23 protein-coding genes are annotated in these 22,898 nt (G+C 40.4%); 16 read left to right on the top strand and 7 right to left on the bottom strand.

Features of this window, described 5'->3' with window-relative positions:
* Window positions 1-48: 48 nt before the first annotated feature.
* The 3 genes from ACEQ1T_RS23145 (at window position 49) to ACEQ1T_RS23135 (ending at window position 4,577) form a co-directional block, all read left to right on the top strand.
* On the top strand, window positions 49-1,056 hold the full coding sequence (locus tag ACEQ1T_RS23145; protein ID WP_370224949.1) for a LacI family DNA-binding transcriptional regulator: 1,008 nt from the start codon (window positions 49-51) through the stop codon (window positions 1,054-1,056).
* Window positions 1,057-1,353: 297 nt separating this feature from the next.
* On the top strand, window positions 1,354-3,039 hold the full coding sequence (locus tag ACEQ1T_RS23140; RefSeq protein WP_370224947.1) for an alpha-glucosidase: 1,686 nt from the start codon (window positions 1,354-1,356) through the stop codon (window positions 3,037-3,039).
* A 455-nt stretch (window positions 3,040-3,494) separates the two neighbouring features.
* Window positions 3,495-4,577, top strand: coding sequence for a nitric oxide synthase oxygenase (locus ACEQ1T_RS23135; protein ID WP_370224946.1), 1,083 nt, complete (start codon window positions 3,495-3,497; stop codon window positions 4,575-4,577).
* A gap of 38 nt (window positions 4,578-4,615) precedes the next feature.
* On the opposite strand, the gene ACEQ1T_RS23130 is transcribed toward ACEQ1T_RS23135, so the two are convergent.
* Window positions 4,616-4,774 carry a hypothetical protein gene (locus ACEQ1T_RS23130; RefSeq protein WP_206837721.1) on the bottom strand — a complete coding sequence of 53 codons (159 nt, stop codon included), beginning with the start codon at window positions 4,772-4,774 and terminating at the stop codon, window positions 4,616-4,618.
* Window positions 4,775-4,905: 131 nt separating this feature from the next.
* Between ACEQ1T_RS23130 and ACEQ1T_RS23125 the strand changes: the two genes are divergently transcribed.
* Complete coding sequence (locus tag ACEQ1T_RS23125; RefSeq protein ID WP_206836994.1) at window positions 4,906-6,321, top strand: FMN-binding glutamate synthase family protein; 1,416 nt, start codon at window positions 4,906-4,908, stop codon at window positions 6,319-6,321.
* 25 nt (window positions 6,322-6,346) lie between these two features.
* Here the strand turns inward: ACEQ1T_RS23125 and ACEQ1T_RS23120 are convergent, their stop codons facing one another.
* Window positions 6,347-7,837, bottom strand: a complete 1,491-nt coding sequence (locus ACEQ1T_RS23120; RefSeq protein WP_370224945.1) for a spore germination protein — start codon at window positions 7,835-7,837, stop codon at window positions 6,347-6,349.
* A 115-nt stretch (window positions 7,838-7,952) separates the two neighbouring features.
* Window positions 7,953-8,843, bottom strand: a complete 891-nt coding sequence (locus ACEQ1T_RS23115; RefSeq protein ID WP_370224944.1) for a TetR/AcrR family transcriptional regulator — start codon at window positions 8,841-8,843, stop codon at window positions 7,953-7,955.
* 188 nt (window positions 8,844-9,031) lie between these two features.
* Here ACEQ1T_RS23115 and ACEQ1T_RS23110 point away from each other — a divergent pair, with 188 nt between their 5' ends.
* Window positions 9,032-10,573, top strand: a complete 1,542-nt coding sequence (locus ACEQ1T_RS23110; RefSeq protein WP_370224942.1) for a DHA2 family efflux MFS transporter permease subunit — start codon at window positions 9,032-9,034, stop codon at window positions 10,571-10,573.
* 94 nt (window positions 10,574-10,667) lie between these two features.
* On the opposite strand, the gene ACEQ1T_RS23105 is transcribed toward ACEQ1T_RS23110, so the two are convergent.
* A complete protein-coding gene (locus tag ACEQ1T_RS23105; protein WP_076256156.1) occupies window positions 10,668-10,850 on the bottom strand; it encodes a hypothetical protein in 183 nt (60 codons plus the stop codon).
* Window positions 10,851-11,347: 497 nt separating this feature from the next.
* Between ACEQ1T_RS23105 and ACEQ1T_RS23100 the strand changes: the two genes are divergently transcribed.
* The 6 genes from ACEQ1T_RS23100 to ACEQ1T_RS23075 all read left to right on the top strand — a co-directional run bounded on the left by ACEQ1T_RS23100 (window position 11,348) and on the right by ACEQ1T_RS23075 (window position 15,566).
* Complete coding sequence (locus ACEQ1T_RS23100) at window positions 11,348-11,824, top strand: PaaI family thioesterase (protein WP_370224941.1); 477 nt, start codon at window positions 11,348-11,350, stop codon at window positions 11,822-11,824.
* Window positions 11,824-12,204 carry a 4-carboxymuconolactone decarboxylase gene (gene pcaC / locus ACEQ1T_RS23095; protein ID WP_035330511.1) on the top strand — a complete coding sequence of 127 codons (381 nt, stop codon included), beginning with the start codon at window positions 11,824-11,826 and terminating at the stop codon, window positions 12,202-12,204. The genes ACEQ1T_RS23100 and pcaC overlap by 1 nt, the downstream gene beginning before the upstream one ends.
* Window positions 12,205-12,379: 175 nt before the next feature.
* Complete coding sequence (locus ACEQ1T_RS23090; protein WP_370224939.1) at window positions 12,380-13,054, top strand: GntR family transcriptional regulator; 675 nt, start codon at window positions 12,380-12,382, stop codon at window positions 13,052-13,054.
* The gene (locus ACEQ1T_RS23085; RefSeq protein WP_035330509.1) at window positions 13,051-13,893 is read left to right on the top strand and encodes a fumarate hydratase; all 843 of its coding nucleotides are present in this window, start codon (window positions 13,051-13,053) and stop codon (window positions 13,891-13,893) included. Before ACEQ1T_RS23090 ends, ACEQ1T_RS23085 begins: the two co-directional genes overlap by 4 nt.
* Before the next feature lie 21 nt (window positions 13,894-13,914).
* The gene (locus tag ACEQ1T_RS23080) at window positions 13,915-14,496 is read left to right on the top strand and encodes a FumA C-terminus/TtdB family hydratase beta subunit (protein ID WP_035330508.1); all 582 of its coding nucleotides are present in this window, start codon (window positions 13,915-13,917) and stop codon (window positions 14,494-14,496) included.
* Window positions 14,493-15,566, top strand: coding sequence for a tartrate dehydrogenase (locus tag ACEQ1T_RS23075; protein WP_370224937.1), 1,074 nt, complete (start codon window positions 14,493-14,495; stop codon window positions 15,564-15,566). Before ACEQ1T_RS23080 ends, ACEQ1T_RS23075 begins: the two co-directional genes overlap by 4 nt.
* A gap of 258 nt (window positions 15,567-15,824) precedes the next feature.
* Here ACEQ1T_RS23075 and ACEQ1T_RS23070 read toward each other — a convergent pair whose 3' ends face one another.
* The 3 genes from ACEQ1T_RS23070 to ACEQ1T_RS23060 are packed head-to-tail and all read right to left on the bottom strand — an operon-like array spanning window position 15,825 to window position 17,900.
* Window positions 15,825-16,862, bottom strand: coding sequence for a DctP family TRAP transporter solute-binding subunit (locus tag ACEQ1T_RS23070; protein WP_206837012.1), 1,038 nt, complete (start codon window positions 16,860-16,862; stop codon window positions 15,825-15,827).
* Window positions 16,783-17,763 (bottom strand): NAD(P)-dependent oxidoreductase, encoded by a 981-nt coding sequence (locus ACEQ1T_RS23065; protein WP_370224936.1) that lies wholly within the window; start codon window positions 17,761-17,763, stop codon window positions 16,783-16,785. Before ACEQ1T_RS23065 ends, ACEQ1T_RS23070 begins: the two co-directional genes overlap by 80 nt.
* Entirely contained in the window at window positions 17,760-17,900 is a 141-nt protein-coding gene (locus ACEQ1T_RS23060; RefSeq protein ID WP_206837017.1) for a hypothetical protein, read from the bottom strand. Before ACEQ1T_RS23060 ends, ACEQ1T_RS23065 begins: the two co-directional genes overlap by 4 nt.
* A 215-nt stretch (window positions 17,901-18,115) precedes the next feature.
* On the opposite strand from ACEQ1T_RS23060, the gene ACEQ1T_RS23055 reads away from it, so the two are divergent.
* The 5 genes from ACEQ1T_RS23055 to ACEQ1T_RS23035 are packed head-to-tail and all read left to right on the top strand — an operon-like array spanning window position 18,116 to window position 22,897.
* Complete coding sequence (locus ACEQ1T_RS23055; RefSeq protein WP_206837020.1) at window positions 18,116-18,673, top strand: TRAP transporter small permease; 558 nt, start codon at window positions 18,116-18,118, stop codon at window positions 18,671-18,673.
* Window positions 18,670-19,938 (top strand): TRAP transporter large permease, encoded by a 1,269-nt coding sequence (locus ACEQ1T_RS23050; RefSeq protein ID WP_370224933.1) that lies wholly within the window; start codon window positions 18,670-18,672, stop codon window positions 19,936-19,938. The genes ACEQ1T_RS23055 and ACEQ1T_RS23050 overlap by 4 nt, the downstream gene beginning before the upstream one ends.
* Before the next feature lie 37 nt (window positions 19,939-19,975).
* Window positions 19,976-20,620 (top strand): GntR family transcriptional regulator, encoded by a 645-nt coding sequence (locus ACEQ1T_RS23045; RefSeq protein ID WP_206837027.1) that lies wholly within the window; start codon window positions 19,976-19,978, stop codon window positions 20,618-20,620.
* Window positions 20,621-20,670: 50 nt separating this feature from the next.
* A complete protein-coding gene (locus tag ACEQ1T_RS23040; protein ID WP_370224931.1) occupies window positions 20,671-21,531 on the top strand; it encodes a CoA ester lyase in 861 nt (286 codons plus the stop codon).
* 13 nt (window positions 21,532-21,544) lie between these two features.
* A complete protein-coding gene (locus ACEQ1T_RS23035; RefSeq protein ID WP_370224929.1) occupies window positions 21,545-22,897 on the top strand; it encodes an MmgE/PrpD family protein in 1,353 nt (450 codons plus the stop codon).
* The last annotated feature ends 1 nt before the right edge of the window (window position 22,898 follow it).

Here is a 22,898-nt window from a genome sequence, read left to right as displayed (position 1 = left end):
AAACGTTTTCGCAACGAATATAATACAGCAATTTAAAGCAGGTGGGATATGTCCTATACAATCAAAGATGTTGCCAAAAAAGCAAATGTATCCATTGCAACAGTTTCCAGGATATTGAATGGCCAGGGAGGCTATTCGGAAAAAACAAAATTCAAGGTTCTTAGAGTGATTGAAGAGCTGGGATACCAGCCAAACGCAGTGGCAAGAGGATTAATAAACAAAAGAACACATACGATTGGGGTGCTTTTCCCTAAGCTTTCCAGTTCTCTGGTAACCGATCTCCTGGATGGTATTGAAAAGGCAGCAAATGACAACGGTTCCAGTGTGATCGTCTGCCATACAGAATCAAATGGTGAGAAAACGATGAAATATCTCCAGCTGCTTTTCGAAAAAAGGGTAGACGGGATAATTTTCGCAAGTGAAGTATTAAAAGATGAGTATTATCAATTTGTAACCAAAACCAAGATGCCGATGATTCTGCTTTCGACAGAGTCCTATGCGTACCCGGTGCCTTTTGTAAAGGTCAATGATCTTCATGCAGCATATGCTGCAGCTAAGCATTTAATCGACACGGGGCATGCAAAAATTGGAATGATAAGCGGAAACAAGGATGATATCATCGCGGGGATTCCAAGGATTGAAGGCTTTAAAAAAGCTCTATTTGATCATGGCATACCACTGGGTTCCGAAAATATTGTGTTCAGCAGGGGGTTTACATTCCCTGATGGTGTTGAAGGCTTTAAAAAGCTTGTCGAACAGTTCCCGGATGTAACGGCGATATTTGCAGCAAGTGATGAAATGGCTATCGGTGCCTTATCAGCAGCTTATCATTTGGGATTTAAGGTCCCTGATGAGATATCTGTTATGGGGTACGATAATTTGGACCTTGCTGAGATGTCCATTCCGCCGCTGACCACAGTTGAACAGCCTCTCGCAAAAATGGGTGAGGCTGCTGCGGAAATGCTTTTTACCATAATGGAAACTGGCGAAACTCCTGAAAGCCGCATTATGCCGCATAAAATAATTAAAAGAATGAGTGTGAAAGAGAGGAAATAACAACTCTCTTTTTCTCAGCACAAATTACGTAAACGTATACGTAATTAAGCTAAAAAAAACAGTGGTTGGATTAATCATATTATATATCGTTTTCAATCTTTCCTTTAATGTGTTTATCTATTTTGACTACATTCGTGCTAATCCGGAAGGTGCAACGGCATGGGGTGTTTTCTGGAAAGTCATTTTCCCGCTGCTTGCGCCAATGATTACTGTGTACATTTTGCCCAGATTTGGATTATCTGCGGTGTGATGAAGGTTCAATAAAATAAAATTATTCTTTGATCGGAGTTGTAAATATTGAACAAAACATGGTGGAAAGAAAGTATCATTTATCAAATCTACCCAAGAAGCTTTAATGATTCCAATGGGGACGGAATTGGCGATATCAACGGAATTACTGAAAAAATTCCCTATTTAAGCGAACTGGGGATCGATGTCATATGGCTATCCCCCGTTTACCAATCGCCTAATGATGATAATGGCTATGACATCTCAGATTACCGCAATATCATGGACGATTTCGGAACGATGAAGGACTTTGACGGTATGCTGGGTAAAGCCCATGAGCACGGCATCAAAATCATGATGGACCTTGTAGTCAACCACTCTAGCGATGAACACCAGTGGTTCCAGGAATCACGAAAATCTAAAGATAATCCCAGCAGAGATTATTATATCTGGAAAAAAACTGACAACGGGGAACCTCCAACGAATTGGGGCGCTGCGTTTGGCGGAAGTGTATGGGAATATGATGAACAAACAGGCGAATATTATTTGCACCTTTTCAGCAAAAAGCAGCCTGACCTGAATTGGGAAAATCCTGTTTTAAGAAATGAAGTGTATGAAATGATGCGCTTCTGGCTGGACAAAGGCATTGATGGATTCCGCATGGATGTCGTCAATTTCATTTCAAAAGATACCAGCTATCCGCAGGGGGAGATTCGTGAAGGACACAAATATGGGGACGGCAGCAAGTATTATATGAATGGACCAAGAATTCATGAATTCCTGCAGGAAATGAACAAAGAAGCCCTTAGCCCATATGACACCATTACGGTTGGCGAGATGCCTGGCGTAACAGTTGAAGAAGGCAAGCTCTATACAGGCAAGGACAGAAATGAATTGAATATGGTCTTCCATTTTGAACATGTCGGGCTTGGCGACGGTCAATACGGCAAATGGGATCCACGACCTTGGAAACTGACTGAACTGAAAGAGATTTTCAGCAAGTGGCAAAAGGGTCTTGAGGAAGACGGCTGGAACAGCTTGTACTGGAGCAACCATGACCAGCCTCGCGCCATCTCCAGATGGGGAAATGACTCTGACGAATACCGCGTTACTTCTGGTAAGATGATTGCTGCATGCCTGCATATGATGCAGGGGACACCTTATATATATCAGGGCGAAGAAATTGGCATGACAAACGTCAAGTTCAATGATATCAATGATTACCGTGATATTGAAACGTTAAATGCATACCATGATCTTACACCGGATTCCTTAACACATGATGAAATCTTTAAAGGCATTCATGAGAGAGGCAGGGATAATGCGCGAACGCCTGTTCAGTGGGATGCCAGCCCGAATGCAGGCTTTACAGGCGGAACCCCTTGGATCAATGTGAATCCAAATTATGAGGGGATTAACGCCGAAGCAGTTTTAAAAGATGAAGATTCCATCTTCCATTTTTATAAGAAGCTCATTCAGCTTAGAAAGCAAAATGAAGTGATTGTTTATGGAACATTCGATTTAATTATGGAAGAAGATGAGGATATCTTCGCCTATACAAGAACTCTTGGTGATGACCAGCTTCTTGTGATCTGCAACTTCAGTGAAGAAACTCCTGACTTTAAGCTGCCAGCCCATGTCCGGTACTCTTCTAAGGAACTGCTGATTTCCAACTTGAATGCAGATGAAAATGAAGAAATTGAGAACCTGCCGCTAAAGCCATATGAAGCTAGAGTGTATCGTTTGAAGAAATAAAGAAGGGCCTGTTTAGGGCCCTATTTTTAAGTAGAAATGTTGAAAAATTGATGCAGAGCATGAAGGATGCCAGCCCAGCAGCTAATTTACCAAATACTGGGCAAAAATCGGCAGTAAAAGGAGATAAACTGAAGACAAAAGAGAATCTGGATGAATAACGACGAAAAAGAAGAGGGTGCACTAAGAATGGTAGTTAATCGGAGGAATAACGCCGAAAAAGAAGGTAGTGCAGTAAGAATGGTAGTTAATCTGAAGGAATAACCACAAAAATAGAAGCCATGCCTCCCAATATGCGAGTCAATTACAATAAAAAATAACAAAAATTAACCCGCTCCCGCTCCTTCTTAAAAAGCATCTTATCCAAAAAATCCTGCAAACCACAGAACATCATTTCTTTCTCCCCAACCCTCCCTATGCTATCATTAACAAATAGTCTATTCTGGGAGGATTCATCTTTGAAAAAGGACTTACTTGAAAATGCAGCAGAATTTATCAAAATGTTTTATAGTGAACAGAATAAAAGTCCTGCTGAACTAAACAACAGACTAAAGGAAATTGAATATTCAATTGCAGAGCATGGGTTTTATGAACAAACTTTTGAAGAACTGGAATTTGGTGCAAAAGCTGCCTGGAGAAATAGCAATCGCTGCATAGGAAGGCTTTTTTGGGATCAACTGACGGTTTTGGACAAACGGAATGCGAAACAAGAGGATGAAGTATTTTCTGCTCTGTTTGAACATATACAATTTGCCACGAACAATGGCAGGCTCCGTTCGGCCATCACCATCTTCTCTCCAGACAATTCCGAACACAAAATCAGAATTTGGAATCATCAGCTAATCCGGTATGCAGGCTATGAGAATGCCGATGGAATTATTGGCGATCCCCATTCCATCCCTTTTACCAAGCAATGCATGAAATTGGGCTGGAAGCCGAAGTACGGCAAATTTGATGTGCTTCCATTAGTAATACAAATAAACAATCAAACTCCCCAATTAAGGGAAATACCTGAAGAGCTGATTCTTGAAGTAGGGATTGAGCATCCAGAATATAACTGGTTCAGTGATCTCGGTTTGAAATGGTACGCAGTCCCGATGATATCGGATATGAGACTGGAAATTGGGGGCATTTCTTATAAGTCAGCCCCTTTCAATGGCTGGTATATGGGTACTGAAATCGGTGCACGGAACCTTGCAGACGATTTTCGTTATGATATGCTCCCGCAGATTGCATCGTTGATGGGGCTGGATACCAGGAAGCATTCTTCGCTTTGGAAGGATCGGGCACTGGTGGAATTGAATGCAGCCGTATTGCATTCCTTTAAAAAAGAAGGGGTCAGCATAGTAGACCATCATACTGCTGCACAGCAATTCAGAAAATTTGAAGAGAACGAAAAGGGTCAGGGAAGGGATCTGACCGGTGATTGGACCTGGCTGATCCCGCCCGTATCCCCTGCTGCTACACAGATTTTTCATAAACAGTATAATAATGAAGTGAAAATGCCTAATTACTTCTATCAAGATACTCCTTATCAATAATAAAAGCCGGCATCGATCATGCCGGCTTTCTTCATTGGTTACATCATTTCTTCATCACTGGTTCTCCGGTCTGTCTTCTCAGGAGGAATCTTTGAAAGCTGATCTATAGGCTCCATCATTGATTCAAGAAGACCTCCTTTACCTTGATTCTGTTCTTCCGTACTAGCTGGCTGAGTATGCTCGCGTTTGTCCATCATTTCACCTCATTTAATATTTTTTCATAGAATTTACTTCCCGCTTCATGATTATTCCAAAAATCGAGAAGTCATAGGTTAAATTCCCTGCCAATGGAAATAATGGAGGCTAAAAGAACTTTTGGAGAAAAAGTATGACAAATATATTATTGATTGCAACTTTGGCTATGATTTTTATATTATTTATCTTTTTAATTTTAATGCTGATCGGCTGGCGCTGGATCATGAAGCGGCTCGTTAAGCAGGCAGGGAAAATAATAATGACAGACAGCTACCAGGAAAATCTGATTGAGCTGATCCCTGGTTTTAAGCATATGGGCATTCAAAATGCACTTGAAAACAACCTGCGTGCCGAAACGGGTGATGTCCTGCACCGCCCATTTGGATCATCGAAAAAATGGCCTCATTTTGATGAGATTACCTTTATTCCTGCTCAGACCTCGCCATTTCCCATAGACGGGGATGAAGATGTTGATGTGAAGGTGACCATCGGGCCAAAATCGAAAAAACCAATGAAAATCAAAATACCTCTGATGATTAGCGGAATGGCCTATGGAATCGCATTGAGTGAGCAAGTGAAAATTGCCCTGGCAACAGCTGCCAAGAATACAGGTACGGCTGTCAATTCCGGCGAAGGAGGTATTCTTCCTGAAGAGCTTGAAAGTGCAGGAAAATATATCCTTCAATTTTCCAAAACCGAGTGGGGAAAGGAAGAAAAAACCATCAAGCGTGCTGACATGATTGAAATTAAGCTGGGGCAGGGAGCAGTAATGGGGATGGGAGGAAACATATCTCCTGAAAATCTAACCGGCCGTGCAAGGGAAGTAATGGGGTTAAAGGAAAATGAAACTGCCCATATAATGGAACATTTTTTTGATAAACAGACATTGAAGGATTTAAAGGAGCTGGTGGATGAACTCCGCAGTATGACCGGAGGTGTCCCCATTGGTGCAAAAATAGGGGCAGGAGGAAAAATAGAAGAAGACATTGACCATCTAATCGAAATCGGGGTTGATTTTATAGCAGTTGACGGGGGACAGGGAGCTTCTGTGGGTGCGCCGCCTTTATTGGCGGATGATTTTGGAATTCCAACCTTGCATGCTCTCAACCGTGCATCCAATCACCTTGAAAAACGAAAAAAGAAAGGGGAAGTCAGCTTAATTGTATCAGGCGGCCTCTTCACACCAGGACACTTTTTAAAAGTCCTTGCGCTTGGTGCGGATGCTGTCTACCTTGGTTCTGTCATGCTGTTTACTGTCTCCCATAAGCAGACTTTGAATTCGCTGCCTTTTGAACCGCCGACACAATCTGTCTGGAACCAAGGTAAATTCAAGGATACCTTTAAAATCGAAGATGGGACAAAATCTGCAGAAAAGTTTTTAACCGCGAGCACGGAGGAAATCAAAATGGCATTGCGAGCCATGGGGAAAAAGTCTTTAAAAGAATTGTCCAAGAAAGACCTTGTGTCCTATGATGAGCTGACGGCGAAAATGATCGGGATTCCATTTTCCTTTGAACCTTGGGAAGACAAATCAAAGAAAACAGAATAGCAGCCTGGCTTATGGAGCCAGGCTGCTATTCATCAATGTCTCTTTTAACTTTTGTTTTCTTCGGGGGCTGAAACCGATGCGGATTTTGCGTTCTTAAATACACAGGCCTTAAAGGCTGAAAAGGGAATCTCAGAAATGAATCTTTCAAGTCCCGGTATCTTGGCGGGTAGAAAGGCTCCAAAAACGGCCTTCCAAGAGAAGTAAGCCTGATCATATGTGTCAACAAGATGCATGAACAGAACAACACACCTACAAAACCCCATAAATTTGCGAAAAATAAAAACGGAAATCTTAGAAATCGAATCGTATTATTCATCTTGTATACAGGTGTAGTAAAAGAGGCAAGAGCTGCCAGTGCGATAATGATTAACAGGACATTACTTGTCAGCCCTGCCTGCACAGATGCAGTCCCAATAACAATCCCTCCTACGATACCGATTGTCTGCCCGACTTTCGTGGGCAATCTGGCTCCAGCTTCTCTTAAAAGCTCAATTACCAGTTCAAGCATTAATGCTTCATAGAAAGGCGGCAGAGGAATATGCTGTCTTGAAGTCACCAGTGTTCCTAACAAATCCGTGGGGATGAGCTCCATATGATAAGTAAGCGTTGCAACATAAATAGACGTGATCTGTATGGAAAAAATAACTGAAAAGGCCCGCAGAATTCTTGCAAAAGACGCGATAGTCCAATTTAAAAAATAATCTTCAAAGGAACTGAAGAATTCAGAAAACGTTGTAGGGGTAATCAGCACATGCGGCGACCCTTCTATGGCGATCACGATTTTTCCTTCAGCAAGGACAGCGGCTGCCCTGTCCGGCCTTTCTGTATCCAGCAGCTGCGGGAATGGAGAGTTCTTATTATCAGAAATGAGCTGTCCAATATATGAACTGTCAGTAATTTCATCAAAATCGATATTTTCGATTCTTTCTTTAACCATGCTGACATAATCTGCATTCGTGATTCCCTCAATATAGAGGACGGCAACCACTGTTCGGGATATACTTCCGATTATATATTCCTCAATGATCAGTTCAGAGATGGGCAGCCGTTTGCGGATTAAGTTCAAATTATTGCCTAAGGACTCAACAAATGCTTCCTTCGGTCCAATCACCGTTTGCTCGACTTCCGGATGAGTCAGCTCCCTTACGTATGAACATTTAGCAGCCATAAAAGCCGCTTTTTGTTTTTCGGCTTCCACTGTAACCATCACATAGCCATTCAAAAGCAAATGTTCTGCTTTAGAAAGATCCTCACAAATTTGTATGCTTGCGGACGGCAAAAGCTTTTTCAAATCATCGATTTCGCTGAACTTACCCTGAAGAAGCTGAGGGAGCAAACTTTTGGTGATCATTTTTTGGTCTGTTAGTGTTTTAAAATAAATAAAAGAAAAACAGAGGCCTGTTTGTCTATTGCTGTAATATACTTTTTGAAAATCATGAGATCGTGAAAATGACTTCTCCAGCTCGTTAAATTCAATCTCGGATATACTTTTCTTCTTTTTTAACTCTTTTTTCATACACAAATCACCAGTTTGTTATGGCATTATGTGTTAGTGTTACCGTTTTTGGAAGGATTATGAATGAATAATAACTAAAAAAAAGCCTTCCTGATCATGAGGAAGGCCTTGATAACTAAACGGATTCTTCATCCGGCTGTTTAAAACAGGCAGAAACAAGAATTTCAAGATTCTCAAGTTCTTTAGCATCCAAAAAGGAGATGCAGCTGCGCAAAGTATTCAGTGCGCTATCAATGAGAAATTTTCTTGGTTTTTTCGAATGGACCATTTCTTCTTGAATAAAGTCCAGAAGATCAATGCAATCGTTCTGTTCTTCCTGTTGTATGGACTTTTTTAAAGTCAATATGGATTTACAAAGAATATGCACATTTCTATGATCTGACTGCTTAAATCTGTTTTCAATCAGTTCAGGCTTCAGCAGATACTCATCGGCAAAACTGACCTCTTCAACGACCTTCCTGATTCTTTCTACACTATAACGGACCACAGGATTAATGCTTGAAGAGAACTCAAAGAATTTTGTATAGTATTTTACGTTATGATGGAGGATTCCAAGGAACATCACGGCGCAGTCCAGTAAATATGGTTTCTTGTCTTCTCCAAAAATCTCAATAAACCGGTTGAAAATCCAATCCACCATTCTAAGCTGACCTTCCTTAATGAACTGCTTGAGTTCAGGGTCATTTGAAACAAGCACTTCTTCAAAAAGGGCCACCAATTTATTTGTTCGATTCATATTCATTTGTAATTCTATCTGCTGTGTGAAGACTTCTAAGCTGCTTGGATCCTGGCCAATAAGAAGCTTATTGCGTTCATCTTCCATTTTTTTATGCAATGTTTTAAAAATGGACATAAGCAGCTCATTTTTTGAAGAAAAATAATTATAGAATGTTCCTTTGGAAATGCCGCTGTATTCTAAAATATCCTGAATGGAGGTAGCTTGAAAACCTTTATCCAGGAATAATTGATGTGCTTTATTTATTACATGAAGTTTCCTATCATTCATTTATTATCACCTGTCATTTTATTTGAACTGTGTGTATAATCTAATAGTACATCATTCTGAGATTTTTCACAAACCCTCTATTTAACAAGGATTTTTTTGTTGCATAAATTGTACTCATGGTATATTATATGGTTTGTGTGTAACGCGAGTATAAAAGAATGAACTGATAGTACAGGAGGAAAAATGCAATGGAACAAGCAATAAATAATAAAACAGATCGACCGCCCTATGGGATTCTGGCTGTTTTAATGATTGGGGCATTTATTGCCTTTTTGAATAATACATTGTTAAATATTGCCTTGCCATCTATTATGGCAGATTTGGAAATTGAAGCGGCAACTGTGCAGTGGCTGACCACCGGTTTTATGCTGGTAAATGGTATTTTAATCCCGGCTACTGCCTTTTTAATTGAAAAATATACAGTCCGCAGGTTATTTATTGTGGCAATGGGGCTATTTACAATTGGTACGCTTGTAGCGGGGGTTGCTCATGCATTCCCGGTATTGCTTGCAGGCAGGATGCTGCAGGCATCAGGATCGGCTATCATGATGCCATTATTAATGAATGTTATGCTGATCAGCTTCCCGGTGGAAAAACGCGGGGCAGCCATGGGTGTATTTGGCCTGATCTTAATGTTTGCCCCTGCAATTGGGCCGACTCTTTCCGGTTGGATTATTGAACACTATGATTGGAGAATGCTATTCCATTTCCTTTCGCCGATTGCCGGAGTCATACTCGTGCTTGGCGCGGTCATGCTGAAAGACAAAAAGGAAAAAGTGAATATTCGTCTGGATCTGTTTTCCCTTATTCTATCAAGTATAGGTTTTGGCGGAATACTTTATGGATTTAGTTCTGCAGGGAATAAAGGCTGGGACAGTCCTCACGTGTATTTGACCATTGCTGTAGGTGTTATCAGCTTAGTATGGTTTATCCTAAAACAATCAAAATCTAATCGTCCAATGCTCAACTTTGGCGTTTATAAGTACCCGATGTTTGCCTTGTCATCAGCTATCAGCATGACGGTTAATATGGCGCTGTTCTCCGGGATGATTCTGATTCCGATTTATGTTCAGACATTAAGGGGAATTTCACCGCTGGATGCAGGATTGATGATGCTTCCAGGAGCCATTGTTATGGCCGTGATGTCGCCATTAACAGGAAAGCTGTTCGATAAAATAGGCGGGCGGATATTGGCGATCATTGGGTTAGCCATTACAGTAGGAACTACTTATGTATTCAGCAGGCTGACTCTGGAAACAACTTATACACAGTTGATTATTCTGAACTCAATCAGGATGTTCGGGATGTCCATGGTTATGATGCCAGTTTCTACGAATGGCTTGAACCAGCTGCCAAGAAGATTATATCCTCATGGAACAGCAATGAACAACACGCTGAACCAGGTGGCAGGTGCCATTGGTACAGCCTTATTGGTAACAGTTATGTCAACAAGGACGGAAACTCATGCTGCGGAAATCGCGAAAGAAGCGATGAAAGGCGGGGCTATGGCTAATGGCGGTCAAATGACTGAAGCCGCTGTGGCGGAAATGCAGCAGCAGGTATTAACGAAAGCCATGCTTGAGGGAATCAACGATGCTTTCTTCGTAGCAACCTTTATCGCTGCAGCTGCACTGGTTCTGGCCTTCTTCATTAAACGTGCAACACCAATGGAAGACGCGGTCGAAGAGTCAAAGCAGGAGAATATGGTGCCTAAATTGGCAAAAAGTTAATTACCAGAGGGGGAATCTTAGGATTCCTTCTTTTTTATATAGGTTTTAAATGAAAAAGCCTGCAATGCTTTCTGAGCATTTGCAGGCCTTCTTATTATCTATTTTTTCCAATTAATTTGATTGATTGATGTCCGCTGTGAGGGTGAGGTGAAAATAGAATATGATCCAGATACAGAGCTTCCAGCTTTCTGTCACTTAAATTAAACAAGCTGTGATTATGCTGGAATTTAGATAGAGATAATAATTTGCTGATTAACGTTTCTCTGTTTAATGGCATGTATTGAACCCTCCCTTTTGTTAGTTATATTTTAATTCATATTTATCCGATTAGTCAAGTAGGGATTAAGCAATTTTAAAACTAGCTGTTTTCGCAAGGTTTGTTGCTTTTGTATATTATTTACTGAGTTGATTGTAGCGGAAGGTGCGAGGTCCCGAAAATACATTCGCATTTCCTTCGTGCGGTGTTTATACAAGTTGCTTATTCAAAGTCCTGAGGGAGTAGCGGGACAGGTGAGACCCCGCAGACGCGCAGCGTAAAGGAGGCTCACCGCCTGCCCCGCGGAAAGCGAGCAGCCTGGAGCGGAAATAAACGGACAAAATTGAAAGCGAAAAACAACAATTTATACCAAAAGAGCAAAAAATTATAATAATAAATACCGTTACTATTTTTAAATTTAAAAAATTCAGAAAAGTATAGACGTTTTTTGTTGGATCCAGTATCCTAATATTAGATGGCTAAAGTTTTCTTAAGATAGGAGGGTTGGGATTATAAACGTGAATGCAGCTGCCAGCGATATTTTAAAAAAACTTGAGAATTTCTCAAGCGAAGAATTAGATCAGATCTACCACGTTATAAGGGCACTAAAAGAGCCAAAAAAGGAACTGCATTATACAGGGAGGCTTTTAGGAATCGGTTTTGAAGAAAATGGAGAAATGAGCATGGAATTGGGCATGCAGAATGCCAATACATATGATGTTGCCCAAGGTGGAGCTCTCTATACATTGGCAGATGTATCTATTGGATTCCACATAATGACCCAGATACCAAAAGATTCCGAAGTCTACACCTTGGAGTTGAAAATGAATTATATTAGGCCTGGCAAAGGAAAAAAGTTGTATGCCAAACCTACAATAGTTCATCTTGGCCGAAGTACTGTTGTTTCAGAGTGCAAAATTCTGGATGAAAAAGGACAGGCAGTGGCGATCGCATTGGGAACATTTTTTTTAAAACATAAGGAGGGGAATTTATAATGAGTGTAAAATTTGATGACGGATTACAAGTAAGGCGTGAAGTTTTAGGGGCTGAGTATGTTGATAACTCCATAAATAATGCTACCAGTTTCACAAAGCCTCTTCAGGAATTAGTGACAGAGTATTGCTGGGGAGAAATTTGGACTAGAGAAGGTTTGCCTAAAAAGACGAGAAGCATGATTAATTTAGCAATGCTGACTGCACTAAATCGCCCCCATGAATTAAAGCTTCACTTACGAGGCGCCATCAATAATGGTGTTACAAAAGAAGAGATTCAGGAAATATTTTTACAGACTGCCATTTATTGCGGAGTACCAGCATCATTGGACAGCTTTAAGACTGCCCAGGAAATTTTTAAGGAAATGGGAATAGAAGAATAATAGTTTGTCTTAGCCATGCTTCTAGTTAGAAACACCATTCTGCCAGGTTAAAGAAGAATGGTGTTTCCCTATTTATAAATTTATTTATTGAATCTTTTGATAATTAATACTATTATAAAATTAAAGCTGTCGACAGCCGACAGATCACCAATTAAAAAGTGAAAGGAGTGGGAATATGAGCCAGAAACCTCTTGAGAAAGCACTTCCATTTTACCTTCAAATTCAGCAAACTATTAAAGAGCGAATTTGGCACGGAGAATATAAACCAGGAGACCGGTTATACGAAGCCCAGCTTGCCAAGCAATTCTCCATCAGCCGCAGCCCTGTTAGAGAAGCGATCCGGACATTAATTAATGAGGGCCTTCTGTGTATGGATGAAAAATCTCAAATCACGGTATATAAGCCAACATTGAAAGATGTTAAAGATATCTATGGCTGCAGGATTGCACTGGAATCGGCTGCTGTGGCTCTGGCAGCAGAGAGGGCAACAGAGGCACAAATAGCAGAACTGGGAAGTATCATAGCTGGAACAGAAGCGGCAATCAAAAAAAATGATAAGGAAGAAATTGTAAATTGGAACACGAAGTTTCATGAGAAAATCATTTTAATAAGTGAAAATGAAAGGTTAAAAAAACTAGTGGATGAACTTCATTCATTAATTTATTATTACAGGCTTTTAAATATTGAGGGTGATGAGCGTGGACCTATTATTTTAAAAGGCCACAAGGAAATCTTTAAAGCGATCAGTGAAAGAAATCCAGAAAAAGCAGCACAATGTTTAATGGAACATACCCAGGAGGATTTAAAAAACCTGATATATCTTATTGAGGGAAAAGAGGAGATTAAATGAGGATTGTAGATGCTGAGGTTTTAACTGAAAGCGTTGCCAAGCTTTGCTGGGAAGCATGCTACTATTTGCCTGATGATGTTTTGGCAGGGTTTAAACGAGCCGAAAAAACAGAGGCTTCACCTATCGGGAAGTCCATTCTTCAGCAGCTGATGGAGAATGCAGAGGAAGCTAAAACTAATCATATGCCTTATTGTCATGATACTGGCATGGCTGTTGTTTTTGTTGAGATCGGGCAGGATGTGCATATTATAGGCGGAAATTACTTAGATTGCATTCAAGAAGGAGTTCGGACTGGATACAGGGAAGGGTATCTACGCAAATCTGTTGTAGGTGATCCTTTGCTTCGTGTAAACACAGGAGATAATACCCCAGCAGTCGTACATACGGAAATTGTGCCTGGTGATCAAATTAAGATTACCGTTCTGCCAAAGGGCGGCGGAAGTGAGAATATGAGCGCCATGAAATTTCTGCTTCCAGGGGAAGGTGTCGAAGGTGTTAAGAATTTTGTCCTTCAGACAATTAAAGATGCCGGGGGGAAGGCGTGCCCGCCCGTTGTGGTAGGAGTGGGGATTGGCGGCAGTTTTGATAAAGTAACATCTCTTGCGAAACATGCTGTATTAAGAGAAATTGGTGTTCACCACCCTGACCCACATATTGCAGAGCTTGAAAAGGAATTACTGGAAGCCATTAATAATACAGGGATTGGACCTCAGGGACTTGGCGGGACGAGCACAGCATTATGGGTGCCTATCGAAACATTCGCATGCCATATTACAGCCTTGCCTGTGGCAGTTAATATTCAGTGTCATGCTGCAAGAAAGAAAACAATTGTTATTTAAATGAAAGCTGGGAGGGATTCGATGCCGGAATACAGGCTGCAAACACCTATAACCAAGGAAGATATAAAGAAATTAAAAATTGGCGATACTGTATCGCTGACAGGAACGATTTTCATGGCCAGAGACGCTGCGCATAAAAGAATGGTAGAGCTGCTTGAAAATAATAAGCCTTTGCCAGTGGAACTAAAAGGGGAAGTCATCTTTTACGCAGGTCCTTGCCCTCCAAAGCCTGGCCAGGTAATAGGACCGGTAGCACCGACTACTGCATTTAGGATGGATCCATACGCACCCGCAATGTACGAATATGGCGTTGTCGGAACGATTGGGAAAGGCCCGAGGAGAGATATGGTGAAGGATGCCTGCAAGAAACATGGCGCAGTTTCTTTTGCGGCGATTGGTGGATTGTCAACCATTCTAAGCAGGAGAGTGAAAGCCGTCCAGGTGGTTGCATATGAAGACTTAGGACCAGAAGCGATAAGAAGACTGGAAGTTCAGGATTTCCCTTTGCTTGTAGCATATGATTCAAACGGTGACGATTTATACCAGCAAGAGATTGCAAAATATGAAAATTTCAATCAAAAAACAAATAAGGGAGCTGTATGATGATGAAAAAATTTGAAGTTGCCGTAATACCTGGGGATGGAATTGGAAAAGAAGTAGTACCTGTATCTTTAAAGGTATTAGAAACGGTTGCAGAAGTTCACGGTGGAATAAAATTTGATTTTCAATCTTTCCCTTGGAGCAGCGATTATTATGTGAAACACGGAAAGATGATGCCGGATGATGGCTTACAAACATTAAAAAACTTTGAATCTATTTTTCTTGGTGCCATCGGTAATCCAGCTTTAGTTCAAGACCACATTGCCTTATGGGGTCTGTTAATTAAGATTAGAAGGGAATTTGAACAATCTATTAATATTCGTCCTGCAAAGTATTTTAAAGGGTTAAAGTCGCCGCTGGTCAACCCTAATGATTTTGATTTAATTGTAGTACGGGAAAACAGTGAAGGAGAGTATAGTGAGGTAGGAGGAAGAATTCATAAAGGTGATGATGAACTGGCCATCCAGAATGCTATTTTCACTAAAAAGGGAACAGAAAGAGCGATGCGCTATGCCTTCGAACTAGCAAAGAAAAGAAGAGGCCATGTGACATCAGCTACCAAGTCTAATGGGATTTTTCATTCCATGCCATTCTGGGATGAAGTATTTAAAGAAGTCAAGGGAGAGCATCAGGATGTACAGACTGCTTCTTATCATATTGATGCCCTTGCTGCATTTTTTGTAACTCGTCCGCAAATATTCGATGTCATTGTAGCCAGCAACCTATTTGGGGACATATTGACCGACATTGGAGGAGCAATTATGGGAAGCATTGGGATTGCTCCTGCAGCAAATATCAATCTTAACGGAAAGTATCCATCCATGTTTGAACCGGTTCATGGCTCCGCACCAGATATAGTAGGGAAAGGAATTGCTAATCCAATCGGACAAATTTGGACTGCCAAAATGATGCTGGACCACTTCGGTGAAGAGGAATTGGGCAGTAAGCTGCTTGATATTATAGAGGACGTCACAAATGATGGTATAAAGACTCCGGATATTGGAGGAACTTCATCAACAGAAGAGGTTGGAGATGAGATTTGCAGACGGCTTAAAAAGGCGGTTTCAGTTTAACTCTTAATATCGTAATAGCAGAATTCCAGAATTCGAATCTGGGATTCTTTTTTTAGGGATTGTTATTTTTACTTTGGATTTATTCTCATGGCTTTATGCTATAAGGGACGGTCCGGCGATCATGCTCTTTCTTTTCGAGTGAGAAAGGGAGCCTGTTCTTACATGCATAATTGATAGACATGTCTTTAAATAATTAAAAAACAACCGCTCCTTGATTGGTGCGGTTGCCCTTTGCGTCTTACTATTAAAAAAGCAGTTTTATTTGCTTTCAGCGTCCTCAATGATATCCTTGCCGATTTTTTCAGCCCACTCATTGTAAATTGGTTCAAGGGTCTTCTTGAACTCTTCGATTTCAGCATCAGAAAGCTCATTGATTTCAACTTGCCCATTTTCTTTTAATTTTGCCAATGCATCGTCATTAAGCTTTTTAGCAGACTCTCTTGCAAGCTTTGTTCCTTCGTCAACGCCTTTTTGTACAATTGCTTTTGTTTCATCATTTAAGCCTTCCCAGAATTTTGTATTAGTCAGCAAAGCATAATCAACACGGGTATGCCCCATAATCGTCATATACTTTTGCACTTCATCAAACTTCTTGGATTCAATGTTGCTGAAAGTGTTTTCCTGTCCATCAACTGTTCCCTGCTGAAGGGCAGTATATAATTCACCGAAAGGAATAGAAGCAGACCCAGCTCCCAGTTCAGCATAGATTGCTTCAAGCAATTGTCCGCCTTGTGTCCGGATTTTCATCCCATCTAAATCCTCCGGCTTCTTGATTGCCTTTTTATCATTAGTCATGTGCTTTGCGCCATTTGGCCACATAGCCTTTCCAAGCACTCCGTCTTTTTCAAGACGCTTAAAGATTTCCTGCCCTTTTTCTCCATCCCAGAACGCATTAGCAGCTTCGTCACTTTCAAAGAGGAAAGGCATTGCAGGAATATTGAATCCAGGGTCGTTCCCAACAAGCTTAGACATATCAGGTAAAATGAATTGAACATTATTTGCAACAAGGTTCTGATATTCATCCTTATCGCCAAATAAAGAGCTGTTAGGATATACTTGTACTTTAATCTTGCCGTCTGACTCTTTTTCAATGACCTCTTTCATTTTTAGAGCACCTTGATGTTTTGGAGTATTTTCAGCTACAACGTGAGCAATTTTAATTGTTAGTTCTTGTACTCCATCGCTTTCAGCACCGCCGCCTGAACCTTCAGTTTTCTCAGAATTGCCGCACGCCGCCAGGGCGAACATCATTACCAGAGCCAGAGCCGCCAGGAACAACTTTTTCATTTTCTTCATTTATAATCCCCCTTTTTAATAAGTAATTTGATACGAATTTATTTATCTCTGTATGGTCAGCTTCTTTGTCTAAGGCAATGCTTGCTTCACTAAATTTTTGAAATACGATCTCTGGAAGTGAAGTAGCAGCATCTGCATCTTTAAAAAGCTGACTTGCCATGCCAATGTCTTTTTTGATCAATTCAAGAGAAAATCCGGAATTATAAGTTTCTGTCAAAATGAAACTTGGGAACTTATATTCTGTCGAGCCGCTCCTGCCGGTACTTTGATTAATTACATTGATTGCCTTCTCAGGCTCCACACCAAAGTTCTCCAGCAATTGCACAGCCTCACAAGATGCTAAAAGATGGGTGGCTGATAAGTAATTATTAATTGCTTTTATTAAATGGCCGCTTCCGGATGGGCCAACTAAAGAAATATTGCTGCCCAAGGCACACAGCAAACGCTTACATTTTTCGAATTGCTCTGCTGAACCGCCAGCCATGATCGTCAATGTCCCATCAACTGCTTTTTTTACTCCGCCGCTTACTGGAGCATCAACAAAGCATATATTATAAGGTTCCAGTTTTCTGCTATTTTCTTTTGTATCCGCAGGATAAGAACTGCTCATATCAATTATCATGAGAGAATTCTGATCTTGAAGCGGAACCAAAGATCTTGAATCAATAATTTCTTCCACTACCTTGTTAACGATGACAGAGGAAGGGAGCATTAACACAACATACTGTACTTTATGAATCCACTCTTTCATATTGCCGGTATTGCCACCCAATGCCCGGAGTTCGATTAATGCGTTTTCATTCACATCTGACCCAAAAACATGGTATCCGTTCTTAAGGAGATTCTTTGCCATTGGCAGACCCATTTTCCCCAGTCCGATAAAGCCAATATTTTCTTTCATAAAAGAACATCTCCTTTAAGCCCCTTATGTAAAGAAGGAACCTTTTTTCTTCTTTGGTCAAGAGAATTATTTTCCAGAGTCTCATTGACTAAAGAGGGTTTTTTCTTTAGTGCCAAAGTACTTTCTTCTAATACCACCTTTCGACCTCCTTTTTGGATTTTGGATACAAATTAAAATTTACGAGGTGCTAATACAGGATGATAAAAATAGTATAACAAATCAGTAGAATATTGTGAATACACAAAAAATAATAAAAAAATAAAATTTTCTGTTTATTTTTATTTCTATTTCTTGTATATTGAAAAAGAAACCAAGCAAGGATTGGATACAATCCAAAAAAGGAGTTGATTGTATGAAGCTCTTTAAATGGCTTGATCACATCGAAGAAGGCGCAGCTGGATTGCTATTTATAGGAGGAGTAGTTGTCAGTTTATATGGTGTATTTACCAGATATGTGTTAAATGCACCACAGGCATGGGTCACTGAGATTTTTGAATTTCTACTCGTATGGTCCATTTTTATCGGGTTTGGAATGGCTTTAAAAGACAATCGTCACATTCAGGTAGAGTTATTGTTTGATATGCTGCCAAAAGGATTAAAAAAGATCGTTGCAGGTATTAGTAATATCATTGGAGCGTGCTTCACCTTTTATCTAGCTTTTTCATCCCTCGAATTGATAACGCTTTCAAAAGAGCAGGGGATCACTACCATCGATGTCGGAATTCCGATTTGGATTACGTATCTGGTTCTGCCAGTAGGAATGAGTTTGCTGGGGGTTTACTTTATTGTGAAGGCTTATCGGGCATTTACAGGTGATAAACGTGAAATTACAGGAGAACTTGAGCACCTTTATGAAGAAATGCAGGAGTTAAATAAGAAAGAATCTGATCAGAAGGGAGTAGGAGCATGAGTCCGGTTCTAGTATTGTTTTTGGTCTTTGCCATTCTTTGCCTTATTAGAGTGCCTATTGCGGTCAGCTTAGGGCTTTCAAGTGTTGTAGCTCTGTCCATGATCGACTTTACTCTATATACTGTCATCCAAAAAATGTTTAACTCCTTAAATTCAGCAACACTAATGGCTATTCCAGGGTTTGTATTTGCTGGAATTATTATGTCGAAAGGCGGTATATCCTTTCATTTGATTGAAGCACTTAAATCGTGGGTTGGCCATATTCGCGGTGGACTCGCGGTTGTTACCATCCTTGCATGTATGATTTTTGCTGCAATATCTGGTTCAAGTCCCGCTACAGCAGCAGCCATCGGGAGCATTATGATACCAGGAATGGTAAAGGCTGGTTACAGCAAGCGCTATGCAATGGGATTAGTTGCAGCAGCAGGGACACTTGGAATTCTGATTCCACCCTCCATACCATTAATCATCTATGCGTCTGTTGCAGAAGAATCTGTAGGTAAACTATTTGCTGCGGGGATTATCCCGGGTTTATTGCTGGGCGGTATTTTACTTGTGTCTGCAATTGTTAACGCACGCATTCATAATTATGGCAAATTGCCGAAGGTGCCAATGAATGTACGCTGGAAAAAGACCTATAAGGCCATTTGGGGGTTTCTTCTTCCTGTTATTATCCTCGGAGGAATATACTCTGGAATTGTAACCCCAACTGAAGCAGCATTTGTTTCATGTTTCTATGGAATCATTGTTTCAGTATTTATCTATAAAGAAATGTCGTTTCCTAAATTCAGGGAAGTACTTAAGGAATCCATCAATATTACTTCGATGATCTTCCTGGTTATTGCCTCAGCTATGATCTTTGGAATGTTCTTAACGACAGAGCAAGTACCGCAAAGTTTCGCGGCATGGATTGAAGAAAGCACAACGAATAAATGGATTTTTATGATTGGTGTTAATTTAATGTTCTTCGTGCTTGGAATGTTCCTGGAAGCTGTAGCGATTATCTTAATTACCTTGCCAATTTTACTTCCGGTTCTAGTGATGTTTGATATTAATATTATTCACTTTGCGATTATTATGACGATTAATATGGAATTGGCAATGATTACTCCTCCTGTAGGATTGAATCTTTTTGTAGTAAGCGGAATCACTAGGGAAAAAGTAGGGGAAGTAGTAAGGGGAGTCCTGCCTTTCTTCGCTCTTATGGTATTGGCCCTTATATTAATTGTTATTTTCCCGCAGATTTCACTGTTATTAGCAAAATAATTCTTGGCAGTTTTTACAATGCTTAAGGAGTTTTTAAATGAATCAGGTAAAAGAGTTTCATACATTACAAGAAAAAGTTACAGATATGATTAGGGAATCTATTTTCAACCAGGTTTATAAACCGGGGGAAAGATTGATTCAAGATGAATTAGCTTCAAGATTTGGGGTGAGCAGGATGCCTGTAAGAGAGGCTCTCCGCTGTCTCGAGAGGGAAGGACTAGTAGCCTTTCTTCCCCATAAAGGAGCACAGGTAATTGGCTTTAGAAGGGAAGATATAGAAGAGCTGTATTATCTGAGAGCACTCCTGGAGGGCATCACTGTTCAAAAATCAATGAATTTTCTTACAAATGAGGATAAGTCAGACTTACATCTATTTGTAAAAAAAATGGACCAGGATATTGAAAACAATGATATGGATTCCTTTATTAGCCATAATCATCAGTTTCACATGCTGTTGCAAAAGGGATGTGATTGGAAAAAGATTAAATTGCTGACGAAGGAATTTATTGAGGGATACCCAGCTCATGTTCCAAGTCTCATTCCAAAAACAATGTTTGTTTCGAATGAAGAGCATAAACAAATGTTAAGAGCCCTTGAATTAAAGGATCCTATCATGCTGAGACAGCTGGTCGAAAGCCATATCATGAGGGCAGGGAATGCGCTTACTCAAGTAATTGAGTAAGCTATTCTTCCATAAAATTGGATCCAATATCCGCGAAGGAGGAGTTAACAATGGCACCTAAACGATCCTACTTATTTGTACCGGCAGTTTCTGAAAAAATAATGGGAAAAGCATTATCCAGTGCAGCAGACAGTGTTATTTTTGATCTGGAGGATGCCGTTGCCATTAATGAAAAAGAGATTGCTAGAGAAAGGGCAAAAAATTACTTGCTAAATTACCCAGCTGAAAAAGATGTGTATATCAGAATCAATGACTTTACAACAGTGTATTGGAGAAAAGATATCGAGTGTGCAGTTGAATCAGGTGCGAAGGGAATCATTGTCCCGAAAGCTGAAAGCGGCAGCAATATGAAAGTTATCTGCCAAACAGTGCTTGAGCTCCTTGAAAGGGCGGGCAGAAAAGGAGATCATTTTGAGGTGCTGCCACTAATCGAAACAGCTTCAGGTGTTCACTTTGCCTATGAAATTGCAAATTCTCATTCTTTGGTTCCGAGGCTAGTGTTTGGTTCAATTGACTATTCACTTGATATAGATTGCGAGCTAACTGATGGAGGTGAAGAGCTTTATTTTGCAAGGTCACAAATTGTTAATGCATCAAGGGCGGCAGGGGTCGGCAGCCCAGTGGATGCGGTATATCCAGATCTATCCAATGAAGAAGGGTTATACAGAGAGGCTGTCCGGGCTAGAATTTCAGGATTTAAATCCAAGCTGTCTATTCATCCAAAACAGATAAATGCCATTCATCAGGTTTTTACTCCGGACGAAAAAGCCTTGGAAGAAGCAAGAGAAATAGTAGAAGCGTTTGAAGAGGCTGAACTTAATGGGAGTGCGTCCATTTCGGTAAGAAATAAATTAGTGGATTATCCAGTATATAAAAAAGCAAAAGGGCTTTTAAACTATTCATGTTTATAAGAGGAGAGATAAAATGGTAACCACCCAAATTGCTAGAAATATCAATCATACAAATTTTGAACAAATAAACGGAAATGCTGTATATGAAGCTAAGAGAAGTCTATTGAACTGGCTCGGTGTTGCTATGGGAGCAGCCTATCATGAATCAATGGATAAAGTTTTAAATGTTTCAAAATTGATGGAAAGCACCCCGCAGGCGTCTATTCTTGGAAGAAATGAAAAGACTGATATGCTTTTCGCAGCTTTGCTAAACGGCATGTCATCCCATATTTATGACTTTGATGACACACTGCTTGAAACAGTTCTTCACCCTTCTTCCCCTGTTTTTCCTGCTGTATTAGCATATAGCCAATATAAGAAAAAAACCGGTAAAGAGGTTTTAGAGGCTTTCATTTTAGGCTGTGAGGTTCAGGCCAGACTTGCCCTGGCTGTATACCCTTCCCACTACTGGCGGGGCTGGCATATTACCGGAAGCGTTGGAGGAATTGGCGCTGCTGCAGCAATGAGCAAGCTCTTAGGGCTTGACGAGGAGAAAACTTCCTTTGCTATTGGGATAGCCGCAACCGATCCTACCGGATTAAGGGAAATGTTTGGAACAATGACAAAGCCTTATCATCCGGGAAAAGCAGCGATGAATGGGATGCTTGCAGCATTCATTGCAGGCGAAGGGTTTACAAGTTCTAAACAAGCATTGGAAGCAGAGCGAGGATTTATCAATGTTTTATCAGAAGAATCTAAAATGGAACTGCTGACAGATAAATGGGGAGATAAATGGGAAATTGAGAAAAACAGCTATAAGCCATTTGCCAGCGGCATTGTAACCCATCCGTCCATTGAAGGAATCATTGCCATACAGAGAGCACATAACTTAAAAGCAGAAGAAGTAGAAGAAATTCATATTACAGGACATCCTCTAGTTAAAGAACTAACCGGCAAAACAGATTTTAAAACAGGTCTTGAAGGGAAATTTAGTGTTTACCATTGCGTCGCTGCAGGATTCCTTCATTTAAGAGCTGGCGTGAATGAGTTTACTGATGATTTCGTTAATAAACCTGAAGTAAAGGCTTTAAGGACAAAAATACAGCTGAAGATAGATGAGAATATTAAAGAAGACCAGGTCAGATTAACAGTAAAATTGAAAGATGGCAGGGAACTCAGCCATTTCGTTGAACATGCTATTGGCAGTATGGATAAGCCTATGACTGATCAGCAATTGATTGATAAATTCATGGATGTTACGGGAAATATCATTAGTGAGGAAGCAAAAAAATTACTTATTGATCAGGTATTCCGCCTAGAAGAAATAGAAGATTTGGAAGGTTTTTTCCAGATGTGCACACCAGTTGAATCAGCCAGCCGTATTTAAG

Source organism: Cytobacillus sp. (assembly GCF_964223445.1).
GTDB lineage: Bacteria > Bacillota > Bacilli > Bacillales > Cytobacillaceae > Cytobacillus.
This window is presented reverse-complemented; position numbering and strand designations above follow the sequence as displayed.

Bases quoted from the DNA above. Each gene is read 5' to 3' on its own strand.
- ACEQ1T_RS23145 (WP_370224949.1), top strand. From the start codon at position 49: ATGTCCTATACAATCAAAGATGTTGCCAAAAAAGCAAATGTATCCATT.
- ACEQ1T_RS23130 (WP_206837721.1), bottom strand. From the start codon at position 4,774: ATGATGGACAAACGCGAGCATACTCAGCCAGCTAGTACGGAAGAACAG.
- ACEQ1T_RS23125 (WP_206836994.1), top strand. From the start codon at position 4,906: ATGACAAATATATTATTGATTGCAACTTTGGCTATGATTTTTATATTA.
- ACEQ1T_RS23120 (WP_370224945.1), bottom strand. From the start codon at position 7,837: ATGAAAAAAGAGTTAAAAAAGAAGAAAAGTATATCCGAGATTGAATTT.
- ACEQ1T_RS23115 (WP_370224944.1), bottom strand. From the start codon at position 8,843: ATGAATGATAGGAAACTTCATGTAATAAATAAAGCACATCAATTATTC.
- ACEQ1T_RS23110 (WP_370224942.1), top strand. From the start codon at position 9,032: ATGGAACAAGCAATAAATAATAAAACAGATCGACCGCCCTATGGGATT.
- ACEQ1T_RS23105 (WP_076256156.1), bottom strand. From the start codon at position 10,850: ATGCCATTAAACAGAGAAACGTTAATCAGCAAATTATTATCTCTATCT.
- pcaC (WP_035330511.1), top strand. From the start codon at position 11,824: ATGAGTGTAAAATTTGATGACGGATTACAAGTAAGGCGTGAAGTTTTA.
- ACEQ1T_RS23090 (WP_370224939.1), top strand. From the start codon at position 12,380: ATGAGCCAGAAACCTCTTGAGAAAGCACTTCCATTTTACCTTCAAATT.
- ACEQ1T_RS23085 (WP_035330509.1), top strand. From the start codon at position 13,051: ATGAGGATTGTAGATGCTGAGGTTTTAACTGAAAGCGTTGCCAAGCTT.
- ACEQ1T_RS23080 (WP_035330508.1), top strand. From the start codon at position 13,915: ATGCCGGAATACAGGCTGCAAACACCTATAACCAAGGAAGATATAAAG.
- ACEQ1T_RS23075 (WP_370224937.1), top strand. From the start codon at position 14,493: ATGATGATGAAAAAATTTGAAGTTGCCGTAATACCTGGGGATGGAATT.
- ACEQ1T_RS23070 (WP_206837012.1), bottom strand. From the start codon at position 16,862: ATGAAGAAAATGAAAAAGTTGTTCCTGGCGGCTCTGGCTCTGGTAATG.
- ACEQ1T_RS23065 (WP_370224936.1), bottom strand. From the start codon at position 17,763: ATGAAAGAAAATATTGGCTTTATCGGACTGGGGAAAATGGGTCTGCCA.
- ACEQ1T_RS23055 (WP_206837020.1), top strand. From the start codon at position 18,116: ATGAAGCTCTTTAAATGGCTTGATCACATCGAAGAAGGCGCAGCTGGA.
- ACEQ1T_RS23050 (WP_370224933.1), top strand. From the start codon at position 18,670: ATGAGTCCGGTTCTAGTATTGTTTTTGGTCTTTGCCATTCTTTGCCTT.
- ACEQ1T_RS23045 (WP_206837027.1), top strand. From the start codon at position 19,976: ATGAATCAGGTAAAAGAGTTTCATACATTACAAGAAAAAGTTACAGAT.
- ACEQ1T_RS23040 (WP_370224931.1), top strand. From the start codon at position 20,671: ATGGCACCTAAACGATCCTACTTATTTGTACCGGCAGTTTCTGAAAAA.
- ACEQ1T_RS23035 (WP_370224929.1), top strand. From the start codon at position 21,545: ATGGTAACCACCCAAATTGCTAGAAATATCAATCATACAAATTTTGAA.